Source organism: Pseudoclavibacter sp. RFBI5 (genome assembly GCF_002931395.1).
In the GTDB taxonomy this organism is placed as follows: domain Bacteria; phylum Actinomycetota; class Actinomycetes; order Actinomycetales; family Microbacteriaceae; genus Pseudoclavibacter.
Window position 1 is genome coordinate 120,794 of the sequence record NZ_PSYA01000008.1, and the last position, 25,423, is coordinate 146,216.

Consider the following 25,423-nt stretch of genomic DNA (forward strand, 5'->3'; position numbering starts at 1 on the left):
CCGAGTGATCCGTGAGCCTCTGGCGAGCCCCCGTGGCCAGGGTTCGGACTTCGACCTCGCAGCGCAGCAGCTGCTCGAGGTGAGAAGGCGAATCGAGGAGTTCCTGGCCGGACGAGTCGCTGCCGCGGCCGCGATCGACGAGGGCCTCGCGACGCTGTGGCGCATCACGGCGCGCAGCGCCGAAGGGGGGAAGCTCTTCCGCCCCGCGCTGGTCATGCAGGCCTACCTGTCCTACACGGGTGCAGCAGAGGTGCCTGAGTCGGTCATGGAACTGGCGACCGCGACCGAGCTGCTCCACCTCGCGTTCCTGACCCACGACGACGTGATCGACAACGACACCATGCGCAGGGGGGAGCTGAATCTCCTCGGCAGCGTCGAGGAGATCGTGGGAGGACCGGAGTTCGACGATGAGCGCGGCAACCGCCTGGGGCAGGCCGCCGCGATCCTGGTCGGCGACCTCCTGCTCTCCGAAGCGCACCTGAGGGTTGCGCGCATCGATCAGCCCCACGCCGTTCGTCTGCGCGTGCTCGATGCCATCGAGCGTGCCCTCGCGGTCTCGGTTGCCGGTGAGTTCAGCGACGTGAGCCTGTCGGTTCGAAGTGACCATCCGGCATTGGCCGAGGTCCTGTCGATGAGCTCGAACAAGACCTCCGCGTACACCGTGCTGCTGCCGCTCGAGCTCGGTCTGATCGCGGCGGGTGCCGAAGGTTCGGTGGATGCGCGTCTCATCGCCCAGTTCTCGGACGCCGCCGGGCTCGCCTTCCAGCTCCAGGACGATCTGTTCGGTGTCTTCGGGGACCAGCACAAGCTCGGGAAGGCGCCGTACTCGGATATCCGGGAGGGCAAGTTCACGGCGCTCATCGCCCTGGCCTGCGGGACCCCGGTCTGGGGTGAGCTCGAGTCGCTGCTCGGCGACCCGATGCTCAGCGAGGCGGATGGCGCGAAGGCGCGCGACCTCATCGACGCGTCGGGCTCGCGCGCCGCTGTCGAGCAGGAGCTCGCGGCCCAGTTCTCGAGGGCACGAGCCGCCGCGAGGGCCGTGGGCGCGTCGGGCCGCGAGGGGGAGCGGAACCTGGCCGAGATGCTGGAGCGTCTGCTGATGCTGTTGGAGAGGCGAACGTCATGATGTCGCCACTCGAGCAGTACACGCGCACCGCGGAGAAGTCCGCGGCGGAGGTCATCTTCGCCTACTCGAGTTCCTTCGGGGCGGCCTCGCGCTTCCTCGGGCGCCGGACGGTCAAGCCGGTGCGCAGCATCTACGCGCTGGTCCGCGTGGCGGACGAGATCGTGGACGGTGTCGGCGCGCTCGCCGGCCTCTCCCTCGAGCAGCAGCACGCGGCGCTCGACGGGCTCGAGGCGCAGACGCTAGAAGCCATCGAGTCGGGCTTCAGCACGAATCTGGTCGTCCACGCGTTCGCGGTGACGGCGCGACGCTGCGGGTTCGGGGCCGAGCTGGTCGTGCCCTTCTTCGCTTCGATGCGCATGGATCTCGAACCTCGCTCGCTCGACGTGGAGGAGCAGCGGCGCTACGTCTACGGTTCCGCGGAGGTGGTGGGGCTGATGTGCGTGCGGGTATTCCTCACCGGTGTCTCTCGCACCCCGGAGCAGCGGGAGCGCATCGACGCGGCGGCCTGCGCGCTCGGCGCCGCGTTCCAGAACGTGAACTTCCTCCGCGACGTGGGCGATGACGCCGACCGGCTCGGCAGGGACTACCTGCCGGTGGAGGGTCTGGAATCGGCGCCGCTCGACGAGCGGCGCAAGCTCATCTGGCTCGACCGCATCCGCGCCGATCTTGCGACAGCGGAAGCGGGCATCCCGCTGCTTCCGAGGGATTGCCGACGGGGCGTGGCCCTCGCGAGCGCGCTCTTCGTTGCGCTCGCCGACCGCATCGCGGAGACGCCGGCAGACCAGCTGCGCACCACACGCGTGAGAGTTCCCGGCGCCGAGAAGGCGCGCATCGCAGCACGAGTCCTTCTGGAGACACGATCATGAGCACCCGAGCAGTAGTCATCGGCGCCGGAATGGCCGGCCTCGCCACATCGATCCTGCTCGCGCGGGACGGCTTCGCCGTGACGGTGCTCGAGAAGAACGACAGGGTCGGCGGCCGTGCTGGCCTCCTCGAGGTCGACGGCTTCCGCTTCGATACCGGCCCGAGCTGGTACCTGATGCCGAGCGTCTTCGACCACTACTTCGCGCTTGCCGGCACGAGCACCGAGGAGCAGCTGGATCTGCGCATGCTCGACCCCGGCTACCGCGTCTTCCCCGAGCCGGAGCATGCGGGGGGCGCAAGCGAGCCCCTCTCCATCCCCTACGGCCAGGACGCCGTGCGCGAACTCGTCGCTGAGCTCGAGCCCGAGGCGCTCGGCGCTTTCGACGACTACCTCGAGACCGCGAGACGCGCCATGGACATGGCGGAGGAATCGTTCCTCTACAACACGTTCAAGAACCCGGCCACGCTGCTCGGCGCCCCCGTTCGCCGCGAGCTCCCCGAGCTGCTGACGTGGCTCACGGTCCCGCTCGAGAAGTTCGTGGAGGAGTCGTTCACGCATCCGCTGCTCAGGCAGATCCTCGCCTACCAGGCGGTGTTCCTCGGAACCGACCCGCGCCGCGCTCCGGCGATCTACCACCTCATGAGTCGCATGGATCTCGTCGAGGGCGTGCAGTACCCCATGGGCGGCTTCACCGCCGTGGTGGATGCGCTGCACCGGCTCGCCGTGGACGCCGGCGTCGAGTTCCGGCTCGAGGCCGAGGTCACGGACATCGCCGTGGCGCATGGCTGGAGCCGTGGCGTGCACTGGCGCGACGCTGACGGGCAGCGGCACTTCGAGGACGTGGAGGTCGTCGTCTCCGCCGCTGACCTGCATCACACGGAGACGCGGCTGCTGCCAGAGCGGTACCGCAGCTACCCGGAGCGCGTGTGGAAGCGCACCTCGTCGGGTCCGGGCGCCGTGCTGGTGATGCTCGGCGTCGAGGGCGAGCTGCCCGCCCTGCCGCACCACTCGCTGCTGCTCACGAAGGAGTGGGGGGAGAACTTCGACGCCATCTTCGGCGAGGGCGTCGCCCTGCCTGACCCGGTCTCCGTCTACGTCTGCAAGCCGAGCGCCACGGATTCGGCAGTTGCGCCGGAAGGGCACGAGAACCTGTTCCTGCTCATCCCGGTCAAGGGCGAGGAGAGCATCGGTGGGGGAGGAGCAGATGGGGCGGGAGATGCAGAGGTCGAGCGGATCGCCGATCTCGCGATCTCCCAGCTCGCCGAATGGACGGGAGCCTCCGACCTGGAGCGCCGCATCGTGGTTCGCCGGACGCTCGGCCCCGCCGATTTCGTGCACGACTACAACTCCTGGCGGGGCGGCATCCTCGGCCCGTCGCATGAGCTCGCCCAGTCGGCCATGCTGCGTGCCGGCAACGCGTCCCCGAAGGTCAAGGGGCTCTACTACGCGGGTGCGACCGTCAACCCCGGCGTGGGCGTCCCGATGTGCCTGATCAGCGCCGAGCTGGTGCTCAAGCACGTGCGGGGCGACCGGAGCGCTGGCCCCCTCGAGGTCGACCGCCGGTGACGGTCACCACCGTCCACCTCTGGGGAACCGGCAGCGCGAGCGCCGGCCTCTCGCTGACCGCGAAGACCACGCTGCACCTCCTGGGCCGTCGACGTCCGGAGGGTCTGCGATTCGCGCGTGTCATGGGCACGGCGCGGGCGACGAGCTTCTCCTCGCGCGACGCCGACCTCGGGCATTGGGCGCTGGTCGCCGCCTGGGAGTCGCTCGAGGCTGCGGACGCGTTCGATCGAGGGGCCCTCGTGGGTGCGTGGGACGCACGCTCGCGGGAGCGACTCAGAGTGCGGATGCGCGCCATTCGCTCGGTCGGCCTCTGGGGAGGTCGCGAGCCGTTCGGGCCCGCCGTCGCGGAGGCCGAGGAGGGGCAGCGGGTGGCCGTCATCACGCGGGCGCGGATCCGGGCCTCGTCGGTGCCGCGCTTCACGGGGACCGTGCCACCCATCGCTGCCGAACTCCTCCGCGCGAGGTCGCGCGGTCTCGGTCTCGCGTTCGGGATGGGCGAGCTGCCAGCAGGCCTCCTCGGCACCTTCACCCTCTGGGAGTCCGAGCCGGCGCTTCGCGCCTTCATCAGCGGCGCACCATCGCACAGGGCCGCCATGGCCGACAGCCGAGCGGGCGGATGGTTCGCCGAGGAGCTGTTCGCGCGTTTCGCGGTCGATGCCGTCGAGGGCTGGTCGGCCACGACTGCATGACCTCCCCCGCGAAGAGCGGGCCACCATCCGCCAGAACGTCAGACGACGCAGATCCAGAGCCACGACCGAGAGGAACGGACTCAAGATGACCGCCATCACACGACGACTCATGTGGGTGACACTCGCAGCAGGCATGTTCGTCCAGAGCCTGTTCGCCTTCACCGGCGGCGGCACCGTGCCGCTGACCATCGCGAGCGTCGCCCTGCTCGCCGCCACCGGGGTGCTCCACGCCTGGGCGACCCGCGGGCCGCGGTTCGCCTCCGTGCTGCTCGCCGCCGCCGCGATCGGCTTCTTCGCGGAAGTCGTCGGTGTGGCCACGAGCTTCCCGTTCGGACAGTACATCTACACGCCGTCGCTCGGCTTCTCGCTCTTCGAGGTGCCGCTCATCGTGCCCCTCGCCTGGGTGACGATCGCCTACCCCGCGGTCATCATCGCGCGGAGACTCATCGGCACGGCGCCTGGCGCGCTGCGGCGTATCGTGCGCGTCGCCGTGGCCGCGTGGGCGCTCACCGCCTGGGATGTCTTCCTCGACCCCCAGATGGTCGATTCGGGGCACTGGGGCTGGAAGCACCCTGACCCGGGGATCCCCGGCGTCGACGGCATCCCGCTCACGAACTTCCTCGGCTGGTACCTGGTCTCGCTCATCATCTGCGGGCTCATCGACGCCGTCGCCGCTCGCTCGCAGAAGGTCGACGGCGCACCGAGCGACGCGGCACCCTTCACGGTCTACCTGTGGACGTACGCGACGTGCGTCGTCGGCAACCTCACGTTCTTCGAGCGACCGAGCGTGGCTCTCGTCGGCGGCCTGATCATGGGTGCTATCGCGATCCCGCTTGTCGCCGTGCTGCTGCGCGACTGGCGGGCGAGGAGAGCCGAGCGCTCCCTCGTGGCTTCCGGGGCGCACACGGGGGACTCCCCGCGATGAGCACGGTCGCGGTGATCGGGGCGGGGGTCGGCGGGCTCGCCGTGGCAGCCCGCCTCTCCGCGCTGGGCCACGACGTCACGGTGCTCGAGCAGGCCGAGAAGGTCGGGGGCAAGCTCGGCACCCTCGAGCATGACGGCTTCCTCTTCGACACCGGTCCGTCGCTCGTGACCATGCCGTACGTCTTCGCCGAGCTGTTCGCGGAGACGGGGGCGCCGATCGAGTCGATCGTCGAGCTCCGCCGACTCGAGGTCGCCTGCCGGTACCGGTTCGCCGACGGCAGCGAGCTCGACATGCCCGGACGGATCGAGGAGATCCCCGCTGCGCTCGACGCCGCGCTCGGTGCGGGGACCGGGCAGCAGTGGGCGCGCTTCCTCGAGCGCTCGGAGCGCGTCTGGGACATCGCCAGGGGTCCTTTCCTGGAATCGCCCATCGATGCGGCTGCGATCGCGTCGCTCGCCGTGAATCCGCTGTCGCTCGCACGGGTGGCCCCGTGGCGCAGTCTGCGCGGGTTCGGCGAGCGCGACCTCTCGGACCCTCGCCTGCGCGCACTCCTGGATCGCTACGCGACGTACACGGGGTCGGACCCGAGGCGGGCGCCGTCTGCGCTCGCGACGGTGCCGTATGCCGAGCAGGCCTACGGCTCCTGGTACGTGCCCGGTGGCCTCTGGCGGCTCGGGGAGGCCATCGCCGAACGTGCCGTGGAGTGCGGGGCGCGCATTCGCACCGGGGTCAGGGTCGCCCGCATCCTCCAGGAAGGCGCCAGGGTCTCCGGGGTCGAGACGAGCGAGGGGGAGCGTCTCGCCGCGGACGTCGTCGTCGCGAACGCCGACGCCCAGTCCGTCTACGGGGAGCTGCTGCACAGCGAGGGGGCCAGGCGCGCCGCCAGGAGCCACGAGAAGCTCGACCCCTCGCTCTCGGGCTTCGTCATACTCCTCGCCCTCGACGACCTCGAGCGTGCGAGCTTCGCGCACGACGAGGCGACGCACCACAGGGTGCTCTTCGCCGAGGACTACGACGCCGAGTTCGATGCGGTCTTCGGCGTCGGGGCGCACGCGGGGTCCGGGCCGAGGCCGGTCGAGCGGCCCACGATCTACGTCTCGGCGCCGCAGGATCCGGCGACCGTTCCGGGGCCGCACAGCGGCGCCTGGTTCGTCCTCGTCAATGCCCCAAGGCATGACCCGGAGCACGGTGTCGACTGGGACGAGCCGGGGCTCGCCGACCGCTACGCGGAGTCGCTGCTGGAGCTCATGGCCGAACGAGGCCTCGACGTGCGGCCGCACGTGAGGTGGATGCGCATCCGCACCCCGGCTGACATCGAGCGCGACACGCTCTCTCCCGGAGGCTCGATCTACGGGACGGCGTCGAACGGCGCGAAGGCGTCCTTCCTGCGGCCGGCTAACCGTCAGCCCGTCGATGGGCTGTACCTCGTTGGCGGTTCCTCGCACCCGGGCGGGGGACTTCCGCTCGTGACCCTCTCGGCGGCTATCGTCGCGGAACTGGTCGGGCCCGCCGAAGGCCGCTGAACGCCCGGAGGCCGACCCACGAATCGACGAAGCCCGCTCGACGGCCCGAAGGCTCGGCAAGCGGGCCGTGGTCCCGTGGTCCGAACTCAGCCGTAGACGGGGCCGGTGAGGTCCTCGCCTGGCCCCTTGCCGACGGGGTCCGGGTGCTCGGATGCCTCGCGGAACGCGAGCTGCAGCGAGCGCAGGCCGTCGCGCAGGGGGCGCGCGTGGTGGTCGCCCAGGTAGGGGAGGCTCGCGGTGAGCAGACCGGCGAGCGCCGAGATGAGCTTGCGGGCCTCGTCGAGGTCGAGCTCGTCGTCGCCGCTGTCCTCGTCCAGGCCGCACGCGACTGCGGCGGCGCTCATGAGGTGGACGGCGGTTGTCGTGATGAGCTCGACGGCCGGGACTTCGCCGATGTCGCGACGCAGATCACCGTACTCTGGCTCGGCTGCGGAGGGGTTTTCGAGTGAGGCGTCGGTCACGCTGGTCCTTTGTCCGGAGTTCTGGTAATGTGGCGAGCGGTTTCTGCTGTGCAGAGGCCACGAAAGAGGATTCGTCCCACCCGCGCAAACCGCTCTACGTAGGTTACCGGGTTGCTCCACTCCCTTCCTTGCCCGGCCTCGCGGCTGTGCAGGAAGAGGTCACAGAGTTCGCACGAACTGCACTCGCTGCAGGATGCGCAGGCTCGGTGGCGATGGGTGGAAACACGCTGCGAGCGCAGCGTGGTTGGTGTGACGCCTCCTTTCCACATTCAGTGAAGTCAGGAGCCTTCCATCAGCGAACCACGTACCAATGACCGCATCCGTGCCAGTGAAGTCCGCCTTGTCGGCCCGGGCGGTGAGCAGGTCGGAGTAGTCAAGCTCGAGATGGCGCTGCGCCTCGCGCAGGAGTCTGAGCTCGACCTCGTCGAGGTCGCCCCCAACTCGAAGCCCCCCGTCGCCAAGATCATGGATTACGGGAAGTTCAAGTACGAGGCCGCCCAGAAGGCGAAGGAAGCGCGTCGCAACCAGGCGAACACCGTCCTCAAAGAGGTCCGTTTCCGTCTGAAGATCGACGCCCACGACTACGAGACCAAGCGCAAGCGCGCCATCGGCTTCCTCGAAGACGGTGACAAGGTGAAGGCCATGATCCAGTTCCGCGGCCGCGAGCAGTCGCGCCCGGAGATGGGTGTGCGCCTCCTCCAGCGTTTCGCCGAGGAAGTCTCGGAGTACGGCACTGTCGAGTCAAACCCCATGATCGATGGCCGCAACATGGTCATGATCATCGGCCCGTTCCGAAACAAGTCCGACGTCAAGGCTGACGCTTCCGCGAAGCGGAATGCGGCCCGCGAGGCGTCTCGAGCGGCCAAGCACGGGCAGCCGTCAACTGGCGAAGCTGCGAATGAATCTGCAGATGAAGCTGCAACAGAGTCTGTACCAGAGTCTGCAACCACAGAGGAGAACTAATGCCGAAGCAGAAGACCCACTCGGGCGCCAAGAAGCGCTTCAAGGTCACGGGAAGCGGCAAGCTCATGAAGCAGCAGGCCGGCCTTCGCCACAACCTCGAGGTCAAGTCGCCGGGCCGCAAGGCTCGACTGAACCAGGACCAGCTGCTCTCCAAGGCAGACGCCAAGGTCGCCAAGAAGCTGCTCGGCCACTAAGCCGCCCGCACCCACACTTACTGAGGAGAATCAACACACATGGCACGTGTAAAGCGGGCAGTAAACGCCCATAAGAAGCGTCGCGTCATCCTTGAGCGCGCATCCGGCTACCGTGGACAGCGCTCGCGCCTGTACCGCAAGGCCAAGGAGCAGGTCATCCACTCGATGGTCTACTCCTACCGTGACCGTCGCGCCAAGAAGGGCGAGTTCCGTCGCCTCTGGATCCAGCGCATCAACGCCGGATCCCGCGCGAACGGCCTCACGTACAACCGCTTCATCCAGGGCCTCGGCCTTGCTGGCATCGAGGTCGACCGCCGTATCCTCGCTGAGCTCGCCGTGAACGAGCCCGCGACGTTCGCCGGTCTCGTCGAGGCAGCCAAGCAGGCGCTCCCGGCCGACACGTCGGCTCCGCGCGCAGCGGCCTAGTCACCACCGCGGCCCGATTCGCTCTCTGAGTGTGCCGGCCGTATGAACATGCGGTCGAGAGTCCAGCTCTCGGCCGCATGTTCTTTTCTTAGGGCCTGCACTCTGCATCCGCACCTGGCTCGATGAGCATCCACTCAAGCAACGCAGCGCCTCGCGCGCAGGAAGAAGTCGACACCATGATCGAGAGCCCGCGCAACGCGCGCGTCAAGGACGTCAGGAAGCTCGCGCAGAAGTCGGAGCGTCAGGAGACTGGCCTCTTCGTCATCGAGGGCCCCCAGGCGGTCCGCGAGGCACTGGTCTCGCGCCCAGAGCTCATCGAGGAGCTGTTCGTCACGCCCACGGCGCTCGAGCGTCACTCCGAGCTGCGTGGCCTTGCCGAGGAGGCCCAGCTCGAGGTCGACTTCGCGAGCGAGGAGGCCATCGACGCGATGGCGGACACACGGACCCCGCAGGGCGTCATCGCCGTGTGCCGTCAGTTCCCCGCTTCCATTCGGGATGCGCTGAGCGGTTCGCCGAAGCTCGTCGCGATCCTCGAGGAGGTGCGCGACCCGGGCAACCTGGGCACGATCATCCGAGCGGCCGACGCTGCGGGTGCCGACGCGGTGATCCTCACGGGCCGGACCGTGGACCTCTACAACTCGAAGGTCGTGCGTTCGAGCACCGGCTCCATCTTCCACCTGCCGATCGCCGTCGAGGTGACCCTGGACGTCGCCACCTCGCGCGCTCGCGACGCTGGTCTCCGTATCGTCGCCGCCGACATCGACGGCTCGGACCTGCTGTCGGCTCGTGACGCCGGCGAGCTGGCGCAGCCGACCGCCTGGCTCTTCGGGAACGAGGCTCGCGGCCTCGACGCCGAGCAGCTCGCGTATGCAGACGCGACCATGAGCGTGCCGATCTACGGGCGAGCGGAGTCGATGAACCTCGCGACCGCGGCTTCCGTCTGCCTGTACGAGAGCGCGTTCGCGCAGCGCGCCTGACCGCAGCGCACCTGGACGCCCGGGCCTCTTCGCGATACTCGCGTCGAGCGTCCCGGGCGTCTCTGTATCTCTGCGCGCCTGCGCGTCGGCGCGTCTGGCTGTCTGGCTGTCTGCGTGGCAGCGAGCCTGACTGAGTCCTCAGCGGATGTCAGTCGGGTTCGGGGCATCCTGCTCGCGTCGCGGGAGCGGCGGGGCGTTCGCGTCAGTCGCTGTCGAGCGATGACAGCCAGGCGCTGTGCAGCTCGGCGTAGCGACCCCCACGCGCCACGAGCTCTGCGGGGGAGCCGTCCTCCACGATCGCTCCGCCATCGAGGACCAGCACGCGGTCGGCGTCGTTGACGGTCGACAGGCGGTGGGCGATGATGACGGCCGTGCGGTCGTGCAGGAGGGTGCCGAGCGCCTTCTGGACGGCTCGCTCGCTCGGGATATCGAGGGAGCTCGTGGCCTCGTCGAGGATGAGCACCTCCGGATCGGCCACGAAGGCGCGGGCGAAGGAGATGAGCTGGCGCTGCCCGGCCGAGAGCTTCACTCCGCGGTGGCTCAGGTCGGTGTCGTAGCCGTTCGGCATGCGTCGGATGAACGGGTCGGCGCCGATGAGCTTCGCGGCGTCCTCGATCTCCTGGCGGCTCGCGCCCGGCCGCCCGAGTCCGATGTTGGAGGCGACGGTGCCCTGGAACAGGAAGGGGTCCTGCGTGACCGTGATGACGCGTCGTCGAAGCTCGCTGTCCGGGATGTCGCGGAGGTCGACGCCATCGAGGAGCGCTTGCCCCTGCGTCGGGTCCGCGAATCGGGCGATGATGCTCGCCAGCGTGGTCTTCCCCGCCCCGGTCGGGCCGACGATCGCAACGGTCTGCCCGGCGGGGATGTGCAGGTCGACACGCTGCAGCACAAGTGGTCCGTCTCCGTAGGAGAACGCGGTGCCACGGAGGGCGATGTCACCGGGCTCGGTGACACCGCGGTGGTCCGCCGTCCGTCGGGCCGGATCCTGCTTGGCATCTCGGGCGGGTGCCGCGACGCTTGGCTCTTCCTCGAGCACGCCCGAGATCTTCTCCAGGGCCGCGACTGCGGACTGGAAGGTGTTCGCGAACATGCCGACGGCCTCCATCGGCTGGAAGAGCTGCACGAGGTACAGCGCGGCTGCGACGAGAACGCCGACGCCGATGCTGCCCTCGAGCGTGCGGAGGCCATTGACGAGCACCAGTACCGCGAGGCCGATGCTGCTGATGAGCTCGATGCCGGTGAAGAGATTGCCGAACGCCATCGCGGTTCGCCGACCGGTGTCGGTGTAGGCGCCGTTGAGTCCGCCGTACACGTCCGCGTTTCGCGATTCGGCGCGGAAGGCCTGCATGGCGCGGATGCCCGTGATGGTCTCGACGAAGCGCACGATGAGGCGCGCGGAGCGTTCGCTCGACTCGCGGTAGAGGCGTGAGGAGACGACCTGGAACCGTCGGGTGACCAGCACGACCGGCACGAAGACCGCGAACGCCACGAGGGCCGACAACGGGTCGAGGATGAGCAGGGCCGCCGCGATGAATGCCATCCGCGCGACGGCGTTGACCAGGTCGCCGAAGCCGGACTCGAGGAGCTCGGCGACCGCATCGACGTCGTTCGTCTGGCGGCTGATGACTCGCCCGGACGTGTAGCGCTGGTGGAAGTCGAGGCCGAGACGCCCCGTGTGCTCGAAGAGCAGGGTCCGGACTCGCAGGAGCACACGCTGGCTGAGCGCTGCGGCATTCCGGGTGAAGAGGTTGGAGAGTCCGGCGTCGGTGATCGTCGCGAGGACCAGAGCGACGACGATGACCAGGAACGGGGCCGCGTCGCCGTCGAGCAGCGTGGGAAGCCCCGTGTCGATGGCCTGCGAGAGCAGCAGAGGCCCGGCAGCCGACGCCGCCTGGCTGATGAGGACGAGCACCCCCAGCCACACGAGGCGTGCCTTGTGCGGGGCGAGGAGCTGGCCCATGAGCCGAAGCGAGCGCCGTCGGAGCAGTCTGGCAGTGTCGCGGTCGACGCTCGTGAGGTGCTCGACCCGCACCCCGAGGGGTGCAGCAGCGCTGGGCTTGGTCACGCGACTACCTCATCGACGTGGTCGCCCTGCCAGAGCAGACCCCGGTACACGGGGTCGGCTGCGAGCAGCTCGCGGTGCTCGCCCAGGGCCGTGATGCGACCGTCGACGAGGACGGCGACCCGGTCGGCGAGGGCAACGGTGGATGACCGGTGCGCGACCACGAGGGTCGTCACGCCGGAGAGAGCCGACCGGAGGGCCTCGGTCGCGAGGGTCTCGGTGCGCACATCGACGGCCGAGAGCGGGTCGTCCAGGACGAGGACGCGGGGGCGCGCGAGGATGGCGCGGGCGAGCGCAAGGCGCTGCCGTTGGCCTCCCGAGAGGCTGTGCCCCTCTTCTCCGATGAGGGTCTCGAGGCCTTCCGGGAGCTCGAGCACGAAGCCGGCCTGCGCGACGGTCAGGGCCTCCCGCACCTCGTCGTCGCTCGCGTCCGGTCGGCCGAGGGCGACGTTGTCTCTGACGCTGGCCGAGAAGAGCAGAGGCTGCTCGAAGGCGATGGCCACGTGGCCCCTGAGGTCGTCTCGGCGGAGACGGCGGATGTCGGTGCCGTCGAGCCGCACCTCGCCAGCTGTCGGATCGTGGAGGCGCACGGCGAGCTCGCTCAGCAGGCTCTTGCCGCTCCCGGTCGCGCCCACGAGCGCAAGCGTCTCGCCGGGCACGAGGGTGAGGTCGATGCCTCGCAGCACCTCGTCGCCGTCCGGCGCATCCGGGAAGGCGAAGCGCACATCCCGGAACTCGAGGACCCCAGGCCCGTCCGGAACGGGGAGCGGGTGCTCCGGGTCGGAGACTGCAGTCGCAGTGTCGAGGACCTCGAAGACACGGGTCGTCGACGCCGCCGCGTCGAGGGTGTCGGCGAAGAGGAAGCCGAGGGAGCGGACCGGCCAGGCGAGCATGAGCGCCGTGAAGAGGAACGCGGAGAGCGCGCCGATCGTGAGCCTGCCGTCGGCGACGGCGATCACACCGAGGGCGAGCGAGGTGGCGACGGCGAGCTGGGGGAGCAGGATGAGCCACGAGCGCATGTCGGCCTGGCGGCGGGCCTTCTCGAGCTCGGTCTCACGCAGCGCCTGCGCCTCCTCGCGGAACGACTCGAGGAACTCTCCGCCACGGCCGAAGGCCTTGATGACCCGGATCCCCTTCGCCGCCTCGCCGACCGTCGTCGCGAGCGCCCCGGCCTGGTCCTGGCTGCGCCGGGAGAGGTGTCCGTAGACGCGCTGGAAGCGAAGGGTGATGAGGGCAGTTGGGATGCTGAACACCGCGTAGAGGCAGCCGAGCACCGGATCGAGCCAGAGGAGCACGCCGATGCCGGCGACGACCGTGAGCAGGTTGACGCTCAGCATGATGAGGCCGAACGCGAGCCACCGGCGTATCCGGTTGAGGTCGACGGATGATCTCGACAGGAGCTGGCCTGCCTCCCACGCGTCGTGGAAGGCCGCCGGCAGATCCTGCAGCCGGGCGAAGAGCTGATCCCGCACGCGTCGTTCGACGCCGACCATGGGCGTGAGCACGAAGATTCGGCGCAGGTACCAGAGGAGCGCCTCGAAGCAGCCGACGGCGAGGAGCGCGAGCGAGCCCCAGATGACGGCCGCCCGCTCGCCGGAGGAGACGGGGCCATCGACGATGAGGCGGATGATCTGCGGTCCGACGAGGCTCAGCCCGGCTGCGGTCAGGGCCGAGGCGAAGCCGGCCAAGAGGCTCCATCTGACCGGCCGCACGAACTCCCAGAGTCGGAGCAGTTCTCGAAGTCCGGGCTCAGCGCGCATCCGATACAGGCTAGTCGCCTCTGTCGGTGCAGCGGCGCGTCGGGGGACGGCGCTGACTTCCCAGGAGACGGGGAACCTCTCGAGAAACGGAGAACTCCCCGCGGGCCGGTGCCGAGAGACTCTCGGTGCCGGCTCGCGGGGAGCATTCCTGCGGGGAGCGCGCCTAGACGCGGTCTCCGTCGCCCTGCTTGCGCAGATCGATCTGGCGCTGCGCTTCCGCCTGATCGTGCTTCGTCTTCTGCCGAGCTTCCTCTTCGAGCTCGAGCACGTCGGACTGCTGCACGAGGATCAGCTCCGTGTCGGTCACATTGCCCGCATTGGTGACGGGCTCTGGGGCGGCGCCCGCGATGACCTTCGGGTTCTGCGAGATGCGCTTCTGCACCACGGTCGCGAGCCAGGACAGCAGCACGCAGGTGGCGATGTAGACGGCGCCGATGACGATCGTGACGGGAATGTACGGGCGACCGTAATCCGCCTGGCCGCCGATGAGCTTCGCCATGTAGAGCAGCTCGTTGTACGTGATGATCGAGCCGAGAGCCGTGTCCTTCAGGGTCACGACCAGCTGCGCGATGATGACGGGCAGCATCGCGCGGATCGCCTGCGGGAGCAGGATGATCTGCATGACGCCGCTCTTGCGGAGGCCGATGGCGTATCCGGCTTCAGCCTGACCGCTCGGGAGCGACTGCACGCCGCTTCGGATGACCTCGGAGAGCACCGAGCCGTTGTAGGCGATGAGCGCGATGACGACGGCCCAGAACGGCTCCATCTTGATGCCGATGGCCGGCAGGCCGTAGTACATAAGCATCATGAGGATGAGGACGGGGATCGCACGGAGACCCTCGACCACGACCGTGAACGGGATGCGGACCCACGCGTGGTCCGACAGGCGGCCGATGGCGAGGACGAATCCGAGCGCCAAGGCACCAACGGCTGCGACCAGGAAGGCGCTGAGCGTGGCCCAGAGCGCCTCCGCGATCTGCGTCCAGATAGCCGCGTAGCCGAAGATCTGCCACTTGTCGGCGCTCAGGTTGCCCGTTGCGCTGAGGCGGTAGACGAGGAAGGCGACGAGGGCGACGATGACGACGACCGTCGCGATCCCGAGCAGCTTGTTGCGAGCGAGCGCGCGGGGGCCTGGGACATCGTAGAGAACAGAGGTCTGGCTCATCGGGCAACCTTCCAGTGGCGTTCGAGCGCGTTCTGCACCCACGAGAGCAGCAGCACGAGGACGATGAAGACGATGGCGACCCAGATGAGCACCTCCATCGCGTTCTCACCTCGCTCGCTCATGTTGGCGCGGATGATGCCCAGGTTGACGGCGGAGAACCCAGCAGCGACGGTGGTGTTCTTCAGCAGTGCGATGAGGACGCTCATCATGGGCGGGACGACGGCGCGTGCTGCCTGGGGGAGCACGATGAGGGTCATGACCTGCCCGAAGGGGAGGCCGATGGCTCGCGCGGCCTCTGCCTGGCCGACAGGGACGGTGTTGATGCCGCTTCGGAGCACCTCGGCGACATACGTGGCGGTGTAGACGCCCAGCGCGAGGACGCCGAGCAGCAGGTAGTCGGTGCGGCCCATGGGGAAGAGGACGGGCACCGCGAAGACGAAGATGAAGAACACGAGGGTGAGCGGGGTGTTGCGCACGAGGTTGACGTAGGCGGCGCCGACCGCCCGCGCGATCGGGACCGGCGAGACTCGCATGGCACCCACGATGAAGCCGAGGACGAGCGCGAGGAGCGCGCCCCCGAAGAAGAGGATGAGCGTCCCCAGAAGGGCCTCACTCCACAGGTCGAGGTGGTTCGTGAAGATATCGAACACGCTCGCCTTCCTTTCTGAGACAGGGCGCAAGGCGCCCTAGGTGCGAACGAGCGGCGGCGAGAGTGTGTCTCGCCGCCGCTCGCCTGTGGGATTAGTAGCGGTCGACCGCTGGCTGCGTGACCGTGGTTCCGGACGAGCCGAGGTTGTAGTCGAAGATCGCCTGCCACACGTCGCCGCCCTCTTCGAGGGTGGTGTTGATGTGGTCGCGGAGGGCGTCATCGCCCTTGGCGAGTCCGATGCCGTAGAGCTCCTCGCTGAAGGGCTCGCCGACGACCTTGAGGTTGTCGGGGTCCTGGGCGGCGTAGCCGATCAGGATGGCCTCGTCAGTCGTGACCGCATCGACCTGGCCGTTGATCAGCTGGTCGACGCACTGCGAGTACGTGTCGAACTCGGTGGTCGTGACCTCCGGGTAGTTGTCCTTGATGTTCTGGATCGGGGTCGAACCCGTCGCAGAGCAGACCGTGACACCGGCGACGAGCGAGTCGACTCCGGTGATGTCGGAGTCCGCGCCGACGAGCAGGCCCTGGCCGGTCTCGAAGTACGGACCGGCGAAGTCGATCTGGTCCTTGCGCTTGTCGGTGATCGAGTACGTGCCGACGTAGTAGTCGATGTCGCCGTTGGAGATCGCCTGCTCGCGGTTGGCGGAGGCGATCGGCTTGAACTCGATGTTCTCTTCGGTGACACCGAGCGATGCGGCGATCCAGCGTGCGACGTCGACGTCGAAGCCGGTGCGCTCACCGGTGACGGCGTCGAGGTAGCCGAGGTTCGGCTGGTCTTCCTTGACACCGACGACGACCTTGTCGCCGCGTGCCTTGATGGCGTCGAACGTAGGCGATCCCTCGATCGTGACGTCCGTCGCGACCTCGAAGACGGGTGCTTCACCGGTCGTGGTGCCTTCGCCGCCGCCTGCAGCGGGCGGAGCGCCCTCGGCGCAGCCGGTCAGTACGAGCGAGGCCAGGATGCCTGCGCCGAGAATGGCGCTGAGCTTGGTCTTTCGCATTTCTTCTCCTTCTGTTGGAAGTCTGTTGCGTCTTGCGTGAGCGTCGATGCGGGGTCTGCGCCGACGATCAGTGGGTGATGAGCTTGGAGAGGAAGTCCTTGGCGCGGTCGGTCTTCGGATGCGTGAAGAAGTCCTCCGGCGACTGGTCTTCCAGGATCTGGCCGTCGGCCATGAAGACGACCCGGTCGGCCGCCTTGCGGGCGAAGCCCATCTCGTGGGTCACGACGATCATCGTCATGCCCTCCTTGGCGAGATCGACCATGACGTCCAGGACCTCGTTGATCATCTCGGGGTCGAGCGCGCTCGTGGGCTCGTCGAAGAGCATGACCTTCGGCTTCATCGCGAGGGCGCGCGCGATGGCGACACGCTGCTGCTGCCCACCGGACAGCTGCGCGGGGAACTTCGCGGCCTGGTGACCGATGCCGACTCGATCGAGAAGCGCCTTTGCCTCTTTCTCTGCGTCAGCCCTCGAGAGCTTGCGGACCTTGATGGGACCGAGAGCGACGTTCTCGAGGATGGTCTTGTGGGCGAAGAGGTTGAAGGACTGGAAGACCATCCCGACGTCGGCCCGCAACGCGGCGAGTGCCTTCCCTTCCTTGGGAAGCACCTTCCCGTCGATGCGGATCTCTCCCGAGGTGATCGTCTCGAGTCGATTGATGGTGCGGCAGAGGGTCGACTTGCCGGAACCGGACGGTCCGATGACGACGACGACCTGACCGCGCTCGACGCTGAGGTTGATGTCCTTCAGGGCGTGGAATTCACCGTAGTGCTTCTCGACGTGGTCTACGACGACGAGGTGCTCGCTCTGATTTTGCATGGTGCGATTCCACCACAGCGTCAGACTCCGTCGTCGCCTATTTCTCGCTTTCGAAACGAGATGGTTACCTGATCGGTGCTTCCCTGCCAGGATTTCGGTGCTCATGGGTACACCGCGAGCCTGGAAGATCGCCGGATTCTCGCGGATCTCTGGCGTCGCGCGAGAGGAACGCAGATTCCCGCCGAGTCGTCGAGGCGGCCTCTCTCACGGGGTGAGAAAGCGTGTTTCCACATGCTGGAGCCGTTGTGCACGCGGTTCGCTAAACTCGACACTTGTGTCTGACGCCTCATCGAACCCCATCACGCAGGAAGCCGTCGGCTCCGCGGTCGAAGCGGCGCTCGCCGCCATCGACGCGGCGCCCGACCTGACAGCACTCAAGCGCGTGCGCGCCGAGCATCTGGCGGAGGGCTCTGCGATCGCATCGCTGAACGCCGCCATGCGGGCCGTGCCGAAGGAGAGCAAGAAGGAAGCGGGCCAGCTCATCGGGCAGGCCCGCACCCGCGTCAACGCCGCCTTCGCCGAGCGCGAGAGCGAGCTGGCAGCTGCGGAGGCCTCCGAGCGTCTCGCTGCAGAAGCCGTCGACGTCACCGTCGCACGGCCGGCACGCGCGACCGGAGCGAGGCATCCGCTCACCGTGCTGCAGGACCGCGTGAGCGACATCTTCGTCGGCATGGGGTGGGAGATCGCGGAAGGCCCGGAGCTCGAGAGCGAGTGGTTCAACTTCGACTCGCTCAACTTCGACGCGGACCATCCCGCCCGCGCCATGCAGGACACGTTCTTCGTCGAGCCGGCAGACCGCCACCTCGTCCTGCGCACGCACACGTCTCCCGTGCAGATGCGCTCGCTCGTCGAGCGCGGCGTCCCCCTCTACGTGCTGGCCCCCGGCCGCACGTACCGCACCGACGAGCTGGACGCGACGCATACGCCCGTCTTCACGCAGTTCGAGGGCATCGCGATCGACAAGGGCCTCACGATGGCGCACCTCCGCGGCACGCTGGAGCACTTCGCGACCTCGATGTTCGGCGACGAGGCTCGCATCCGCCTGCGCAACAACTACTTCCCCTTCACGGAGCCGAGCGCCGAGATGGACATCTGGCATCCCGGCGCGAAGGGCGGCCCGCGGTGGATCGAGTGGGGCGGCTGCGGCATGGTGCACCCCAACGTGCTGCTCGCCGCTGGCGTCGACCCTGAGGAGTATCAGGGCTTCGCCTTCGGCATGGGCGTCGAGCGCACCCTCATGTTCCGCAACGCGCTGACCGACATGCGCGACATGGTCGAGGGCGACGTCCGCTTCAGCACCCAGTTCGGAATGGTGATCTAGCCGTGCGTGCTCCCTCTGCTCCTCTCAACGAAAGTCACATCTGATGCGCGCTCCACTCTCTTGGCTCCGTGAGTACGCGGAGATCCCGGCCTCGGCCTCTCCCGCGTCGGTGCTCGACGCCTTCGTGCGCGTCGGGCTCGAAGACGAAGCCGTGCACGGCACCCAGCTGCAGGGTCCGATCGTGGTCGGCGAGGTGCTCTCGGCCGAGCCGGAGCCGCAGTCGAACGGCAAGACCATCAACTGGTGCCAGGTGCGCGTCGCGCCAGAAGGACAGCTCGCCGCAGACGGCGGCGCGGACGTGCGTGGCATCGTCTGCGGCGCACACAACTTCGGTGTCGGCGACTCGGTCGTCGTCACGCTCCCGGGAGCGGTCCTTCCCGGAGACTTCGCGATCGCGGCGCGGAAGACCTACGGTCACGTCTCCGACGGCATGATCGCCTCCCAGTCTGAACTCGGGATGGGCGATGACCATGACGGCATCATCGTGCTCTCGCGGTTCGGCGTGAGCGCGGCCCCCGGCACCGACGCCATCGAGCTGCTCGGCCTCACCGAGCAGGCGGTCGAGGTCAATGTCACCCCCGATCGCGGATACGCGATGTCCATCCGCGGGCTCGTCCGCGAGTACTCGAACGCGACGGGCGTGGCCTTCACCGACCCCGCGCTCCGGCCCCAGCTCGAGGCTCTCCTCGGCGAGGGCATCGCCGCGGATGCTCAGGACGTCCGCGTCAAGGTCACGATCGACGACGACGCGTCCGTGCGGGACCAGCCCATGGCACCGGTCTTCATCGGCCTCGTGGTCGAGGGCATCAACGCGACGGCGGCGACCCCGACGTGGATGTCCCAGCGGCTCCGGCTCGCGGGGATCCGCCCGCTCGGCATCGCGATCGACATCACGAACTACGTCATGCTCGAGCTCGGTCAGCCGATCCACGGCTACGACCTCGACAAGCTGCGCGGCGCCATCCACGTGCGCCGTGCGCGCGAGGGCGAGCAGCTCACGACCCTCGACGGCAAGGAGCGCACGCTCAGCGCCGAGGACATCCTCATCACCGACGACCGCGGCCCGATCGGGCTCGCTGGTGTCATGGGGGGAGCGGAGACCGAGCTCAGCAGCGAGACGAAGAACGTCTACATCGAGGCGGCGTCGTTCTCGCCCATCTCGATCGCGCGCACCGCGCGCCGCCACAAGCTGCCGAGCGAGGCCTCGCGTCGCTTCGAGCGCCGTGTCGACCCTCGCGTCGCTCAGCCGGCAGCCGCTCGTGTCGCGGAGCTGCTCATCGAGCATGCAGGCGGCCGCGTGGTGCGTGCCGGCAGCGTGCACGAGCAGATCCCGGCCCCGGAGTCGCTGACGCTGCCCGTCGATGCCGCCTCGAAGATCATGGGCGTCGACTACACGCTCGACGAGACGATCGGCGCGCTGCGTGCCGTCGGCTGCGAGGTCTGGGAGGAGGCCGACGGGCTCCTCGGCGTGACGGTGCCGAGCTGGCGCGGGGATCTCACCGAGCCGGTCACCCTCGTCGAGGAGATCGGGCGCCTGTGCGACTTCGAGCGCATCCCGTCGCGGCTTCCCGTCGCGCCTCCGGGTCGGGGGCTCACCCGCGAGCAGCGCCTTCGCCGCGCGGCTGCCGACGTGCTGGCCGCGTCCGGGGCTGTCGAGGTGCAGAGCTACCCGTTCGTCGCGGAGACGGACACGGTCACGTTCGGTCGGGCGGATGCGGGCGAGGTGGCGGCTGTGAAGCTCGCCAACCCACTGGACCCGCGCGCCGCGTGGCTCCGCACGAGTCTGCTGCCCGGTCTGCTCACGATCGCGCACCGCAACGTCTCGCGTGGTCTCACCGACCTCGCGATCTTCGAGACGGGAACGGTCTTCAAGCCAGAGTCCGGCGTGGTCTACGGCGTGGACGAGGTTCCCGCGGTCGCAGTGCGGCCGACGGCTGAGCGCATCGCGGAGCTGGAGGCTGGGCTCCCGCCGCAGCCGCGGCACGCCGCCGGCATCGTGCTCGGTCACCGCGAGCCGAAGCGCCCGGGGCACGCGCCGACTGCGGCGTCGTGGGAGGACGCGCTCGAGCTCGTCGCCCAGCTCGGCTTGGCGACCGGTGCGGAGATCCAGGTGCGACAGGGTGCCCACAGGGCCTTCCACCCTGGCCGGTGCGCTGAACTGTACCTGAGCCACGGAGCTGCCGAGGTGGTTGTCGGCTACGCCGGCGAGGTGCACCCGGACATCGCCGAGGCTGCCGACCTGCCTCGCGTGGTCGCTGCGTTCGAGGTCGACCTCGATGCGGTCATCGAGCTCGCTCGGAGAGAGGTGCTTCCAGCGCCCATCTCGACCTTCCCCGCAGCTACGCAGGATCTGAGCCTCGTCGTGGCCGAGGCGGTCCCGGCCGCTGAGGTCTCTGCCGCCGTCACCGAGGGTGCTGGTGCGCTGCTCGAGCAGCTGACGATCGTCGACGACTACCGGGGGACCGGGCTCGAGGACGGGCAGAAGAGCCTGACGTTCGCGCTCCGGTTCCGGGCGACGGACCGCACGCTGACGGCCTCCGAGGCGAGCGAGGCCAAGGAAGCCGGCGCGGCGTTGGCGTCCGAGCGCTTCGGCGCCACCATGCGCGCCTGAGCTCACCCTGACGCGAATCGCCCGGCCCCATTGGGGCCGGGCGATTCTGTGTCCTGCGGCTCGGCTGCGCGGCGACGGCGACCCGATCCCGGACCGGGGTCAGCTCTGGCGGGCCACCGAAGCCTCCTTGAGGCTCGCCTCGAGGGCGACCCAGGCGAGCATGGCGCACTTGACTCGCATCACGAACTTGGAGACGCCCTGGAAGGCGACGGCGTCTTCGAGCAGATCCTCGTCCGGCTCGGAGCCGTCGCGAGTTCGGAGCATCAGACGGAAAGCGGCGACGAGTTCTTCAATCTGCGCCGTCGACTTGCCGACGGCGAGCTCGCTGAGCACGGACGCGGAGGCCATCGAGATGCTGCAGCCATCGCCCTGCCACGCGAGCTCGGAGAGCCCTGTTCCATCAGCATCCAGTTTGACCCGGACCGTGATCTCGTCGCCGCAGCTCGGGTTGCGCTCGAAGTGCTCGGCGTCGGCGTCTGGCAGCGGACCATCGCCCGTTCGCTTCTTGGAATGCTCGAGGATGAGCTGCTGGTAGAGGCCGTCGAGGGCGCTCATGCGTCGACCCCGAACCAGGCGCGGACCTGGCCGACCGCGAAGAGCAGTCGGTCGACGTCCTCTCGCGTCGTGTACAGGTAGCTGCTCGCGCGGGTCGACGCGGTGAGCCCGAGTCGGCGGTGCAGCGGCTGCGCGCAGTGGTGCCCGCCGCGGACCGCGATGCCCTTCGAGTCGAGGAACTGGGTCACGTCGTGCGAATGGACCCCCTCCACCTCGAAGCTCACGAGCCCGGCGCGCGGGGTGCCCACCTCGTCCCCGATCGTGCGGATCCCTGGGATGCCTGCGAGGCCCCCGAGGAGGAGCTGGCCCATCTCGGCCTCGTGGGCGGCCACCGCCTCCATGCCGACCCCTTCGAGGTAGCGGACGGCTTCGGCGAGGGCGACGACCTGCGAGACGGGTTGCGTGCCGGCTTCGAAGCGCGTCGGGGGCGCCATGAAGTCGCTGGCCTCCATCGTGACGGTGCTGATCATCGATCCGCCCGTGCGCGCAGGCGGCAGGGCATCCAGCATCTCGGCGCGGCCGTACAGCACTCCGACGCCGTTGGGGCCGAGCATCTTGTGGCCAGAGAACGCCGCGAAGTCGACGCCGAGCGCCGGGAAGCTGACCGGCAGGTGCGGCACCGACTGGCAGGCGTCGAGGACCACGATGGCGCCGGCCTCGTGCGCGAGCTCGGTGAGGCGCTTCGCGTCGGCGATGAGCCCGGTCACATTGGAGACGTGCGCGAAGGCGAAGACCTTGGTTCGCTTCGAGATGAGAGCTGCGGCATCGTCGACGCTCCACGTGCCCCGGTCGTTCACCGGGACGTAGACGAGCGTCGCTCCCGTGTCCAGGGCGAGCTGCTGCCATGGCACGAGGTTGGCGTGGTGCTCTGCCTCCGTGATGAGGATCTCGTCGCCCTCGCCGATCGCGAGCCGCTCTGCTCGGGGGCCGCCTCTGCCCGCGCTGGCGATGCGGATGCCGCCCGTCACGAGGTTGATCGCGTCGGTGGCGTTGAGGGTCCAGGAGATCTGCTCGGGTGCCGCGCCGACGAAGCCCGCGACGGTCTCACGGGCGTCCTCGAACGCGACGGTCGAGAGCGCGGCGAGCGTGTGCGCTCCTCGGTGCACGGCGGCGTTCTCGGTCTCGAGGAAGCGGCGCTCAGCGTCGAGGACCTGAGTCGGCCGCTGCGAGGTCGCGCCGGAGTCGAGGTAGACGAGGGGGGTGCCGTTCACCTCTTGATCCAGGATCGGGAAATCCTGTCGGAGCTCGAGCACCCTGGCGTCGCTCAGGGCGTGGACACCCTCGGGTGCTGCGCTGCTCTGGAGTGATGAAGCTGCGTCTTCGGTGTTCAGTGTCACGTCGTCCTCTCGTTGGCCTCGCACCGCGGACGCTCGAGTGTCGACGGTCTCAGCCTGTCAAGCCTACGAGTGCAACGAGCTCGCTGCCCGCCGCATTCCCGTCTGCGTCGCTCGAGGGCTGGTCTGCCCGCGCCGGCCGGACTCGCGCGGGGGTGGCACGGCCTAGGATGAACGGCATGGCTTTCTCCGTTGCAGTAGCTGGGGCGAGCGGGTACGCGGGTGGGGAACTCCTGCGCATTCTCGCCTCGCACCCCGAACTCGAGGTCCGCACCGTCACCGCGCACGCGAATGCGGGTGAGCGGCTGCTGCGCGTGCACCCTCACCTTGCGAGCTACGCGGACCTGGTCCTCGAGCCAACGACCGCCGACGTGCTGTCCGGCCACGACGTCGTGTTCCTGGCGCTGCCGCACGGCGCGTCCGGCGCGATCTCCGCCGAGCTCGGCGACGACACGCTGGTCATCGACTGCGGCGCCGACCACCGTCTGGAGCGCGAGGAAGACTGGGCCGAGTACTACGGTGGCGACTTCTTCGGCACCTGGGCGTACGGGCTCCCGGAGCTCGAGCTCGCTGGAGCGCCCGACAAGCAGCGCTCGAACCTCCGAGGCGCTTCGCGGGTCGCTGTTCCCGGCTGCAATGTCACGGCGATCACGCTCGCACTCGCACCCGCCATGCACCGCGGGCTCGTGCATCCCCTCGACCTCACGGCGGTTCTCGCCGTCGGCCCGTCCGGTGCCGGCAAGAAGGCGGCCGTCTCGCTGCTCGGCTCCGAGCTCATCGGCTCGGCGAACCCCTACGCAGTGACCGGGGAGCACCGGCACAACCCCGAGGTGCGTCAGAACCTCCGCCGCGCAGCCGGCGCCGAGGTCAGCCTCGCGTTCACGCCAGTGCTGGTGCCGATGGCACGCGGCATCCTGGCGACCACGACGGCGCGCCTCGAAGCGGGCGTCGACGCGGCGCAGCTCCGCGCCGCCTACGAGGAGTCCTACGGGGCTGAGCGGTTCGTGCAGCTCCTGCCCGACGGCGAATGGCCGCGCACGGGCGACGTGACCGGCTCCAACCGGGCCTCGATCGGCATCGGCATCGACGAGCGCGCAGGCCGCTTCGTGGCGGTCGCGGCGATCGACAACCTCGGCAAGGGCACCGCGGGCGCCGCGGTGCAGTCAGCGAACATCGCCCTGGGTCTCGAAGAGGCCCTCGGTCTTCCCTTGGACGGAGTGGCACCGTGAGTGTGACCGCAGCAGCAGGTTTCCGCGCGGCAGGAGCCGCGGCAGGCATCAAGTCAGAAGGGCGTCGAGACGTCGCCCTCGTCGTCAACGACGGGCCGAGCGCGGCCTGCGCCGCGGTCTTCACGAGCAACCGCTGCAAGGCGAACCCGATCCTCTGGTCCCAGGAGGCCATCAGGGGCGGCTCGATCTCGGCCATCGTCCTGAACTCGGGCGGCGCCAACTGCTACACGGGGTCCTTCGGGTTCCAGACCACGCACCAGACGGCCGAGGCCGTCGCCGCGAAGCTCGGCATCGGCGCGGGCGACGTGCTCGTCTGCTCGACCGGCCTCATCGGGGTGGGCGACCAGAGCTTCCGCGACGGCGTGCTGCGCGGGGTCGAGCTCACGGCCGATTCGCTGGCAGCGACGGTCGAGGCGGGGGATGAGGCCTCGCTGGCCATCATGACGACCGACTCGAAGCCGAAGCGCTCGGTCCGCGACGGCGACGGGTACGTCATCGGCGCGATGGCCAAGGGGGCAGGCATGCTCGCTCCAGGACTCGCGACGATGCTCGTCGTCATCACGACCGACGCCGACCTCGAGTCCGGGGCGCTGGACCGGGCACTCCGCGCCGCGACCCGGGTCACCTTCGACCGCGTCGACTCCGACGGCTGCATGTCCACCAACGACCAGGTGACGCTCATGGCTTCTGGGGCGAGCGGCGTCACCCCGGACGAGGCGGCCTTCACGACAGTGCTCACCGAGGTCTGCGCCGACCTCGCCCGTCAGTTGCAGCAGGACGCGGAAGGCGCCAGCCACGACGTGACGATCACGACGATCGGGGCCGCGACGGAGCAGGATGCGCTCGACGCGTCCCGGGCGGTCGCCCGCTCGAATCTCTTCAAGGCCGCCATCTTCGGCAACGACCCGAACTGGGGACGCGTCCTGGCCGCCGTCGGCACGACCGACGCCGAGTTCGACCCCCAGGCGCTCGATGTCACGATCAACGGGGTCATGGTCTGCCGGGCGGGGACGCCCCACGAGTCCGCGGACCTGGTCGACCTGACGCCTCGGGACACGAGCGTGCTCATCGATCTGCACGCCGGCGTGAGCGAAGCGACCATCCTGACCAACGATCTGACGCACGACTACGTGCATGAGAACAGCGCCTACTCGTCCTGACGAGCGAGCGACTCCCGCGAGGCGGGGCAGCCGCCGAGCGTCTG

General features: G+C 69.0%; 23 protein-coding genes. 14 read left to right on the top strand and 9 right to left on the bottom strand.

All coding sequences use genetic code 11. The features are described 5' to 3' along the window. Window positions 1–4 precede the first annotated feature (4 nt). The 6 genes from C5E06_RS06545 to C5E06_RS06570 all read left to right on the top strand — a co-directional run bounded on the left by C5E06_RS06545 (window position 5) and on the right by C5E06_RS06570 (window position 6,694). Entirely contained in the window at window positions 5–1,126 is a 1,122-nt protein-coding gene (locus C5E06_RS06545; RefSeq protein ID WP_104298970.1) for a polyprenyl synthetase family protein, read from the top strand. Then, the gene (locus tag C5E06_RS06550) at window positions 1,123–1,992 is read left to right on the top strand and encodes a phytoene/squalene synthase family protein (protein WP_104306369.1); all 870 of its coding nucleotides are present in this window, start codon (window positions 1,123–1,125) and stop codon (window positions 1,990–1,992) included. Before C5E06_RS06545 ends, C5E06_RS06550 begins: the two co-directional genes overlap by 4 nt. Beyond that, window positions 1,989–3,557: a phytoene desaturase family protein gene (gene crtI / locus C5E06_RS06555; protein WP_104306370.1), complete on the top strand. Its 1,569-nt coding sequence runs from the start codon at window positions 1,989–1,991 to the stop codon at window positions 3,555–3,557. The genes C5E06_RS06550 and crtI overlap by 4 nt, the downstream gene beginning before the upstream one ends. Then, window positions 3,554–4,246 carry a monooxygenase gene (locus tag C5E06_RS06560; protein WP_104240887.1) on the top strand — a complete coding sequence of 231 codons (693 nt, stop codon included), beginning with the start codon at window positions 3,554–3,556 and terminating at the stop codon, window positions 4,244–4,246. Before crtI ends, C5E06_RS06560 begins: the two co-directional genes overlap by 4 nt. 85 nt (window positions 4,247–4,331) lie before the next feature. Beyond that, window positions 4,332–5,171 (top strand): carotenoid biosynthesis protein, encoded by an 840-nt coding sequence (locus C5E06_RS06565; protein WP_104240888.1) that lies wholly within the window; start codon window positions 4,332–4,334, stop codon window positions 5,169–5,171. Continuing rightward, window positions 5,168–6,694 carry an NAD(P)/FAD-dependent oxidoreductase gene (locus tag C5E06_RS06570; protein WP_104306371.1) on the top strand — a complete coding sequence of 509 codons (1,527 nt, stop codon included), beginning with the start codon at window positions 5,168–5,170 and terminating at the stop codon, window positions 6,692–6,694. The genes C5E06_RS06565 and C5E06_RS06570 overlap by 4 nt, the downstream gene beginning before the upstream one ends. Before the next feature lie 86 nt (window positions 6,695–6,780). Here C5E06_RS06570 and C5E06_RS06575 read toward each other — a convergent pair whose 3' ends face one another. Further along, window positions 6,781–7,155: a DUF1844 domain-containing protein gene (locus C5E06_RS06575; protein ID WP_104240890.1), complete on the bottom strand. Its 375-nt coding sequence runs from the start codon at window positions 7,153–7,155 to the stop codon at window positions 6,781–6,783. 291 nt (window positions 7,156–7,446) lie between these two features. Here C5E06_RS06575 and infC point away from each other — a divergent pair, with 291 nt between their 5' ends. The 4 genes from infC (at window position 7,447) to C5E06_RS06595 (ending at window position 9,715) form a co-directional block, all read left to right on the top strand. Then, window positions 7,447–8,118 carry a translation initiation factor IF-3 gene (gene infC, locus C5E06_RS06580; RefSeq protein WP_104240891.1) on the top strand — a complete coding sequence of 224 codons (672 nt, stop codon included), beginning with the start codon at window positions 7,447–7,449 and terminating at the stop codon, window positions 8,116–8,118. Then, window positions 8,118–8,312, top strand: a complete 195-nt coding sequence (gene rpmI, locus C5E06_RS06585; RefSeq protein ID WP_104240892.1) for a 50S ribosomal protein L35 — start codon at window positions 8,118–8,120, stop codon at window positions 8,310–8,312. Before infC ends, rpmI begins: the two co-directional genes overlap by 1 nt. 39 nt (window positions 8,313–8,351) lie before the next feature. Continuing rightward, entirely contained in the window at window positions 8,352–8,738 is a 387-nt protein-coding gene (rplT, locus tag C5E06_RS06590) for a 50S ribosomal protein L20 (protein WP_068481110.1), read from the top strand. A gap of 176 nt (window positions 8,739–8,914) precedes the next feature. Next, complete coding sequence (locus tag C5E06_RS06595; RefSeq protein ID WP_104240893.1) at window positions 8,915–9,715, top strand: RNA methyltransferase; 801 nt, start codon at window positions 8,915–8,917, stop codon at window positions 9,713–9,715. A gap of 202 nt (window positions 9,716–9,917) precedes the next feature. Here C5E06_RS06595 and C5E06_RS06600 read toward each other — a convergent pair whose 3' ends face one another. The 6 genes from C5E06_RS06600 to C5E06_RS06625 all read right to left on the bottom strand — a co-directional run bounded on the left by C5E06_RS06600 (window position 9,918) and on the right by C5E06_RS06625 (window position 17,169). Beyond that, the gene (locus C5E06_RS06600; RefSeq protein WP_258067548.1) at window positions 9,918–11,780 is read right to left on the bottom strand and encodes an ABC transporter ATP-binding protein; all 1,863 of its coding nucleotides are present in this window, start codon (window positions 11,778–11,780) and stop codon (window positions 9,918–9,920) included. Next, a complete protein-coding gene (locus C5E06_RS06605; RefSeq protein WP_104306372.1) occupies window positions 11,777–13,537 on the bottom strand; it encodes an ABC transporter ATP-binding protein in 1,761 nt (586 codons plus the stop codon). The genes C5E06_RS06600 and C5E06_RS06605 overlap by 4 nt, the downstream gene beginning before the upstream one ends. Before the next feature lie 163 nt (window positions 13,538–13,700). Further along, window positions 13,701–14,702, bottom strand: coding sequence for an amino acid ABC transporter permease (locus C5E06_RS06610; protein WP_104240895.1), 1,002 nt, complete (start codon window positions 14,700–14,702; stop codon window positions 13,701–13,703). Further along, window positions 14,699–15,352: an amino acid ABC transporter permease gene (locus C5E06_RS06615; protein ID WP_104240896.1), complete on the bottom strand. Its 654-nt coding sequence runs from the start codon at window positions 15,350–15,352 to the stop codon at window positions 14,699–14,701. Before C5E06_RS06615 ends, C5E06_RS06610 begins: the two co-directional genes overlap by 4 nt. Before the next feature lie 91 nt (window positions 15,353–15,443). Further along, window positions 15,444–16,352 carry a glutamate ABC transporter substrate-binding protein gene (locus C5E06_RS06620; protein WP_104240897.1) on the bottom strand — a complete coding sequence of 303 codons (909 nt, stop codon included), beginning with the start codon at window positions 16,350–16,352 and terminating at the stop codon, window positions 15,444–15,446. Window positions 16,353–16,419: 67 nt separating this feature from the next. After that, entirely contained in the window at window positions 16,420–17,169 is a 750-nt protein-coding gene (locus C5E06_RS06625) for an amino acid ABC transporter ATP-binding protein (protein WP_104240898.1), read from the bottom strand. A gap of 274 nt (window positions 17,170–17,443) precedes the next feature. Here C5E06_RS06625 and pheS point away from each other — a divergent pair, with 274 nt between their 5' ends. After that, window positions 17,444–18,490 (top strand): phenylalanine--tRNA ligase subunit alpha, encoded by a 1,047-nt coding sequence (gene pheS / locus C5E06_RS06630; RefSeq protein ID WP_104240899.1) that lies wholly within the window; start codon window positions 17,444–17,446, stop codon window positions 18,488–18,490. 43 nt (window positions 18,491–18,533) lie between these two features. Further along, window positions 18,534–21,101 (top strand): phenylalanine--tRNA ligase subunit beta, encoded by a 2,568-nt coding sequence (gene pheT, locus C5E06_RS06635; RefSeq protein WP_104306373.1) that lies wholly within the window; start codon window positions 18,534–18,536, stop codon window positions 21,099–21,101. A gap of 99 nt (window positions 21,102–21,200) precedes the next feature. Here the strand turns inward: pheT and sufU are convergent, their stop codons facing one another. Then, window positions 21,201–21,656: a Fe-S cluster assembly sulfur transfer protein SufU gene (sufU, locus tag C5E06_RS06640; RefSeq protein ID WP_104306374.1), complete on the bottom strand. Its 456-nt coding sequence runs from the start codon at window positions 21,654–21,656 to the stop codon at window positions 21,201–21,203. Beyond that, window positions 21,653–22,924, bottom strand: a complete 1,272-nt coding sequence (locus tag C5E06_RS06645) for a SufS family cysteine desulfurase (RefSeq protein ID WP_104306385.1) — start codon at window positions 22,922–22,924, stop codon at window positions 21,653–21,655. The genes sufU and C5E06_RS06645 overlap by 4 nt, the downstream gene beginning before the upstream one ends. A 245-nt stretch (window positions 22,925–23,169) precedes the next feature. Here C5E06_RS06645 and argC point away from each other — a divergent pair, with 245 nt between their 5' ends. Further along, window positions 23,170–24,219 (top strand): N-acetyl-gamma-glutamyl-phosphate reductase, encoded by a 1,050-nt coding sequence (argC, locus tag C5E06_RS06650; protein WP_104240902.1) that lies wholly within the window; start codon window positions 23,170–23,172, stop codon window positions 24,217–24,219. Beyond that, entirely contained in the window at window positions 24,216–25,379 is a 1,164-nt protein-coding gene (argJ, locus tag C5E06_RS06655; RefSeq protein WP_104240903.1) for a bifunctional glutamate N-acetyltransferase/amino-acid acetyltransferase ArgJ, read from the top strand. The genes argC and argJ overlap by 4 nt, the downstream gene beginning before the upstream one ends. The last annotated feature ends 44 nt before the right edge of the window (window positions 25,380–25,423 follow it).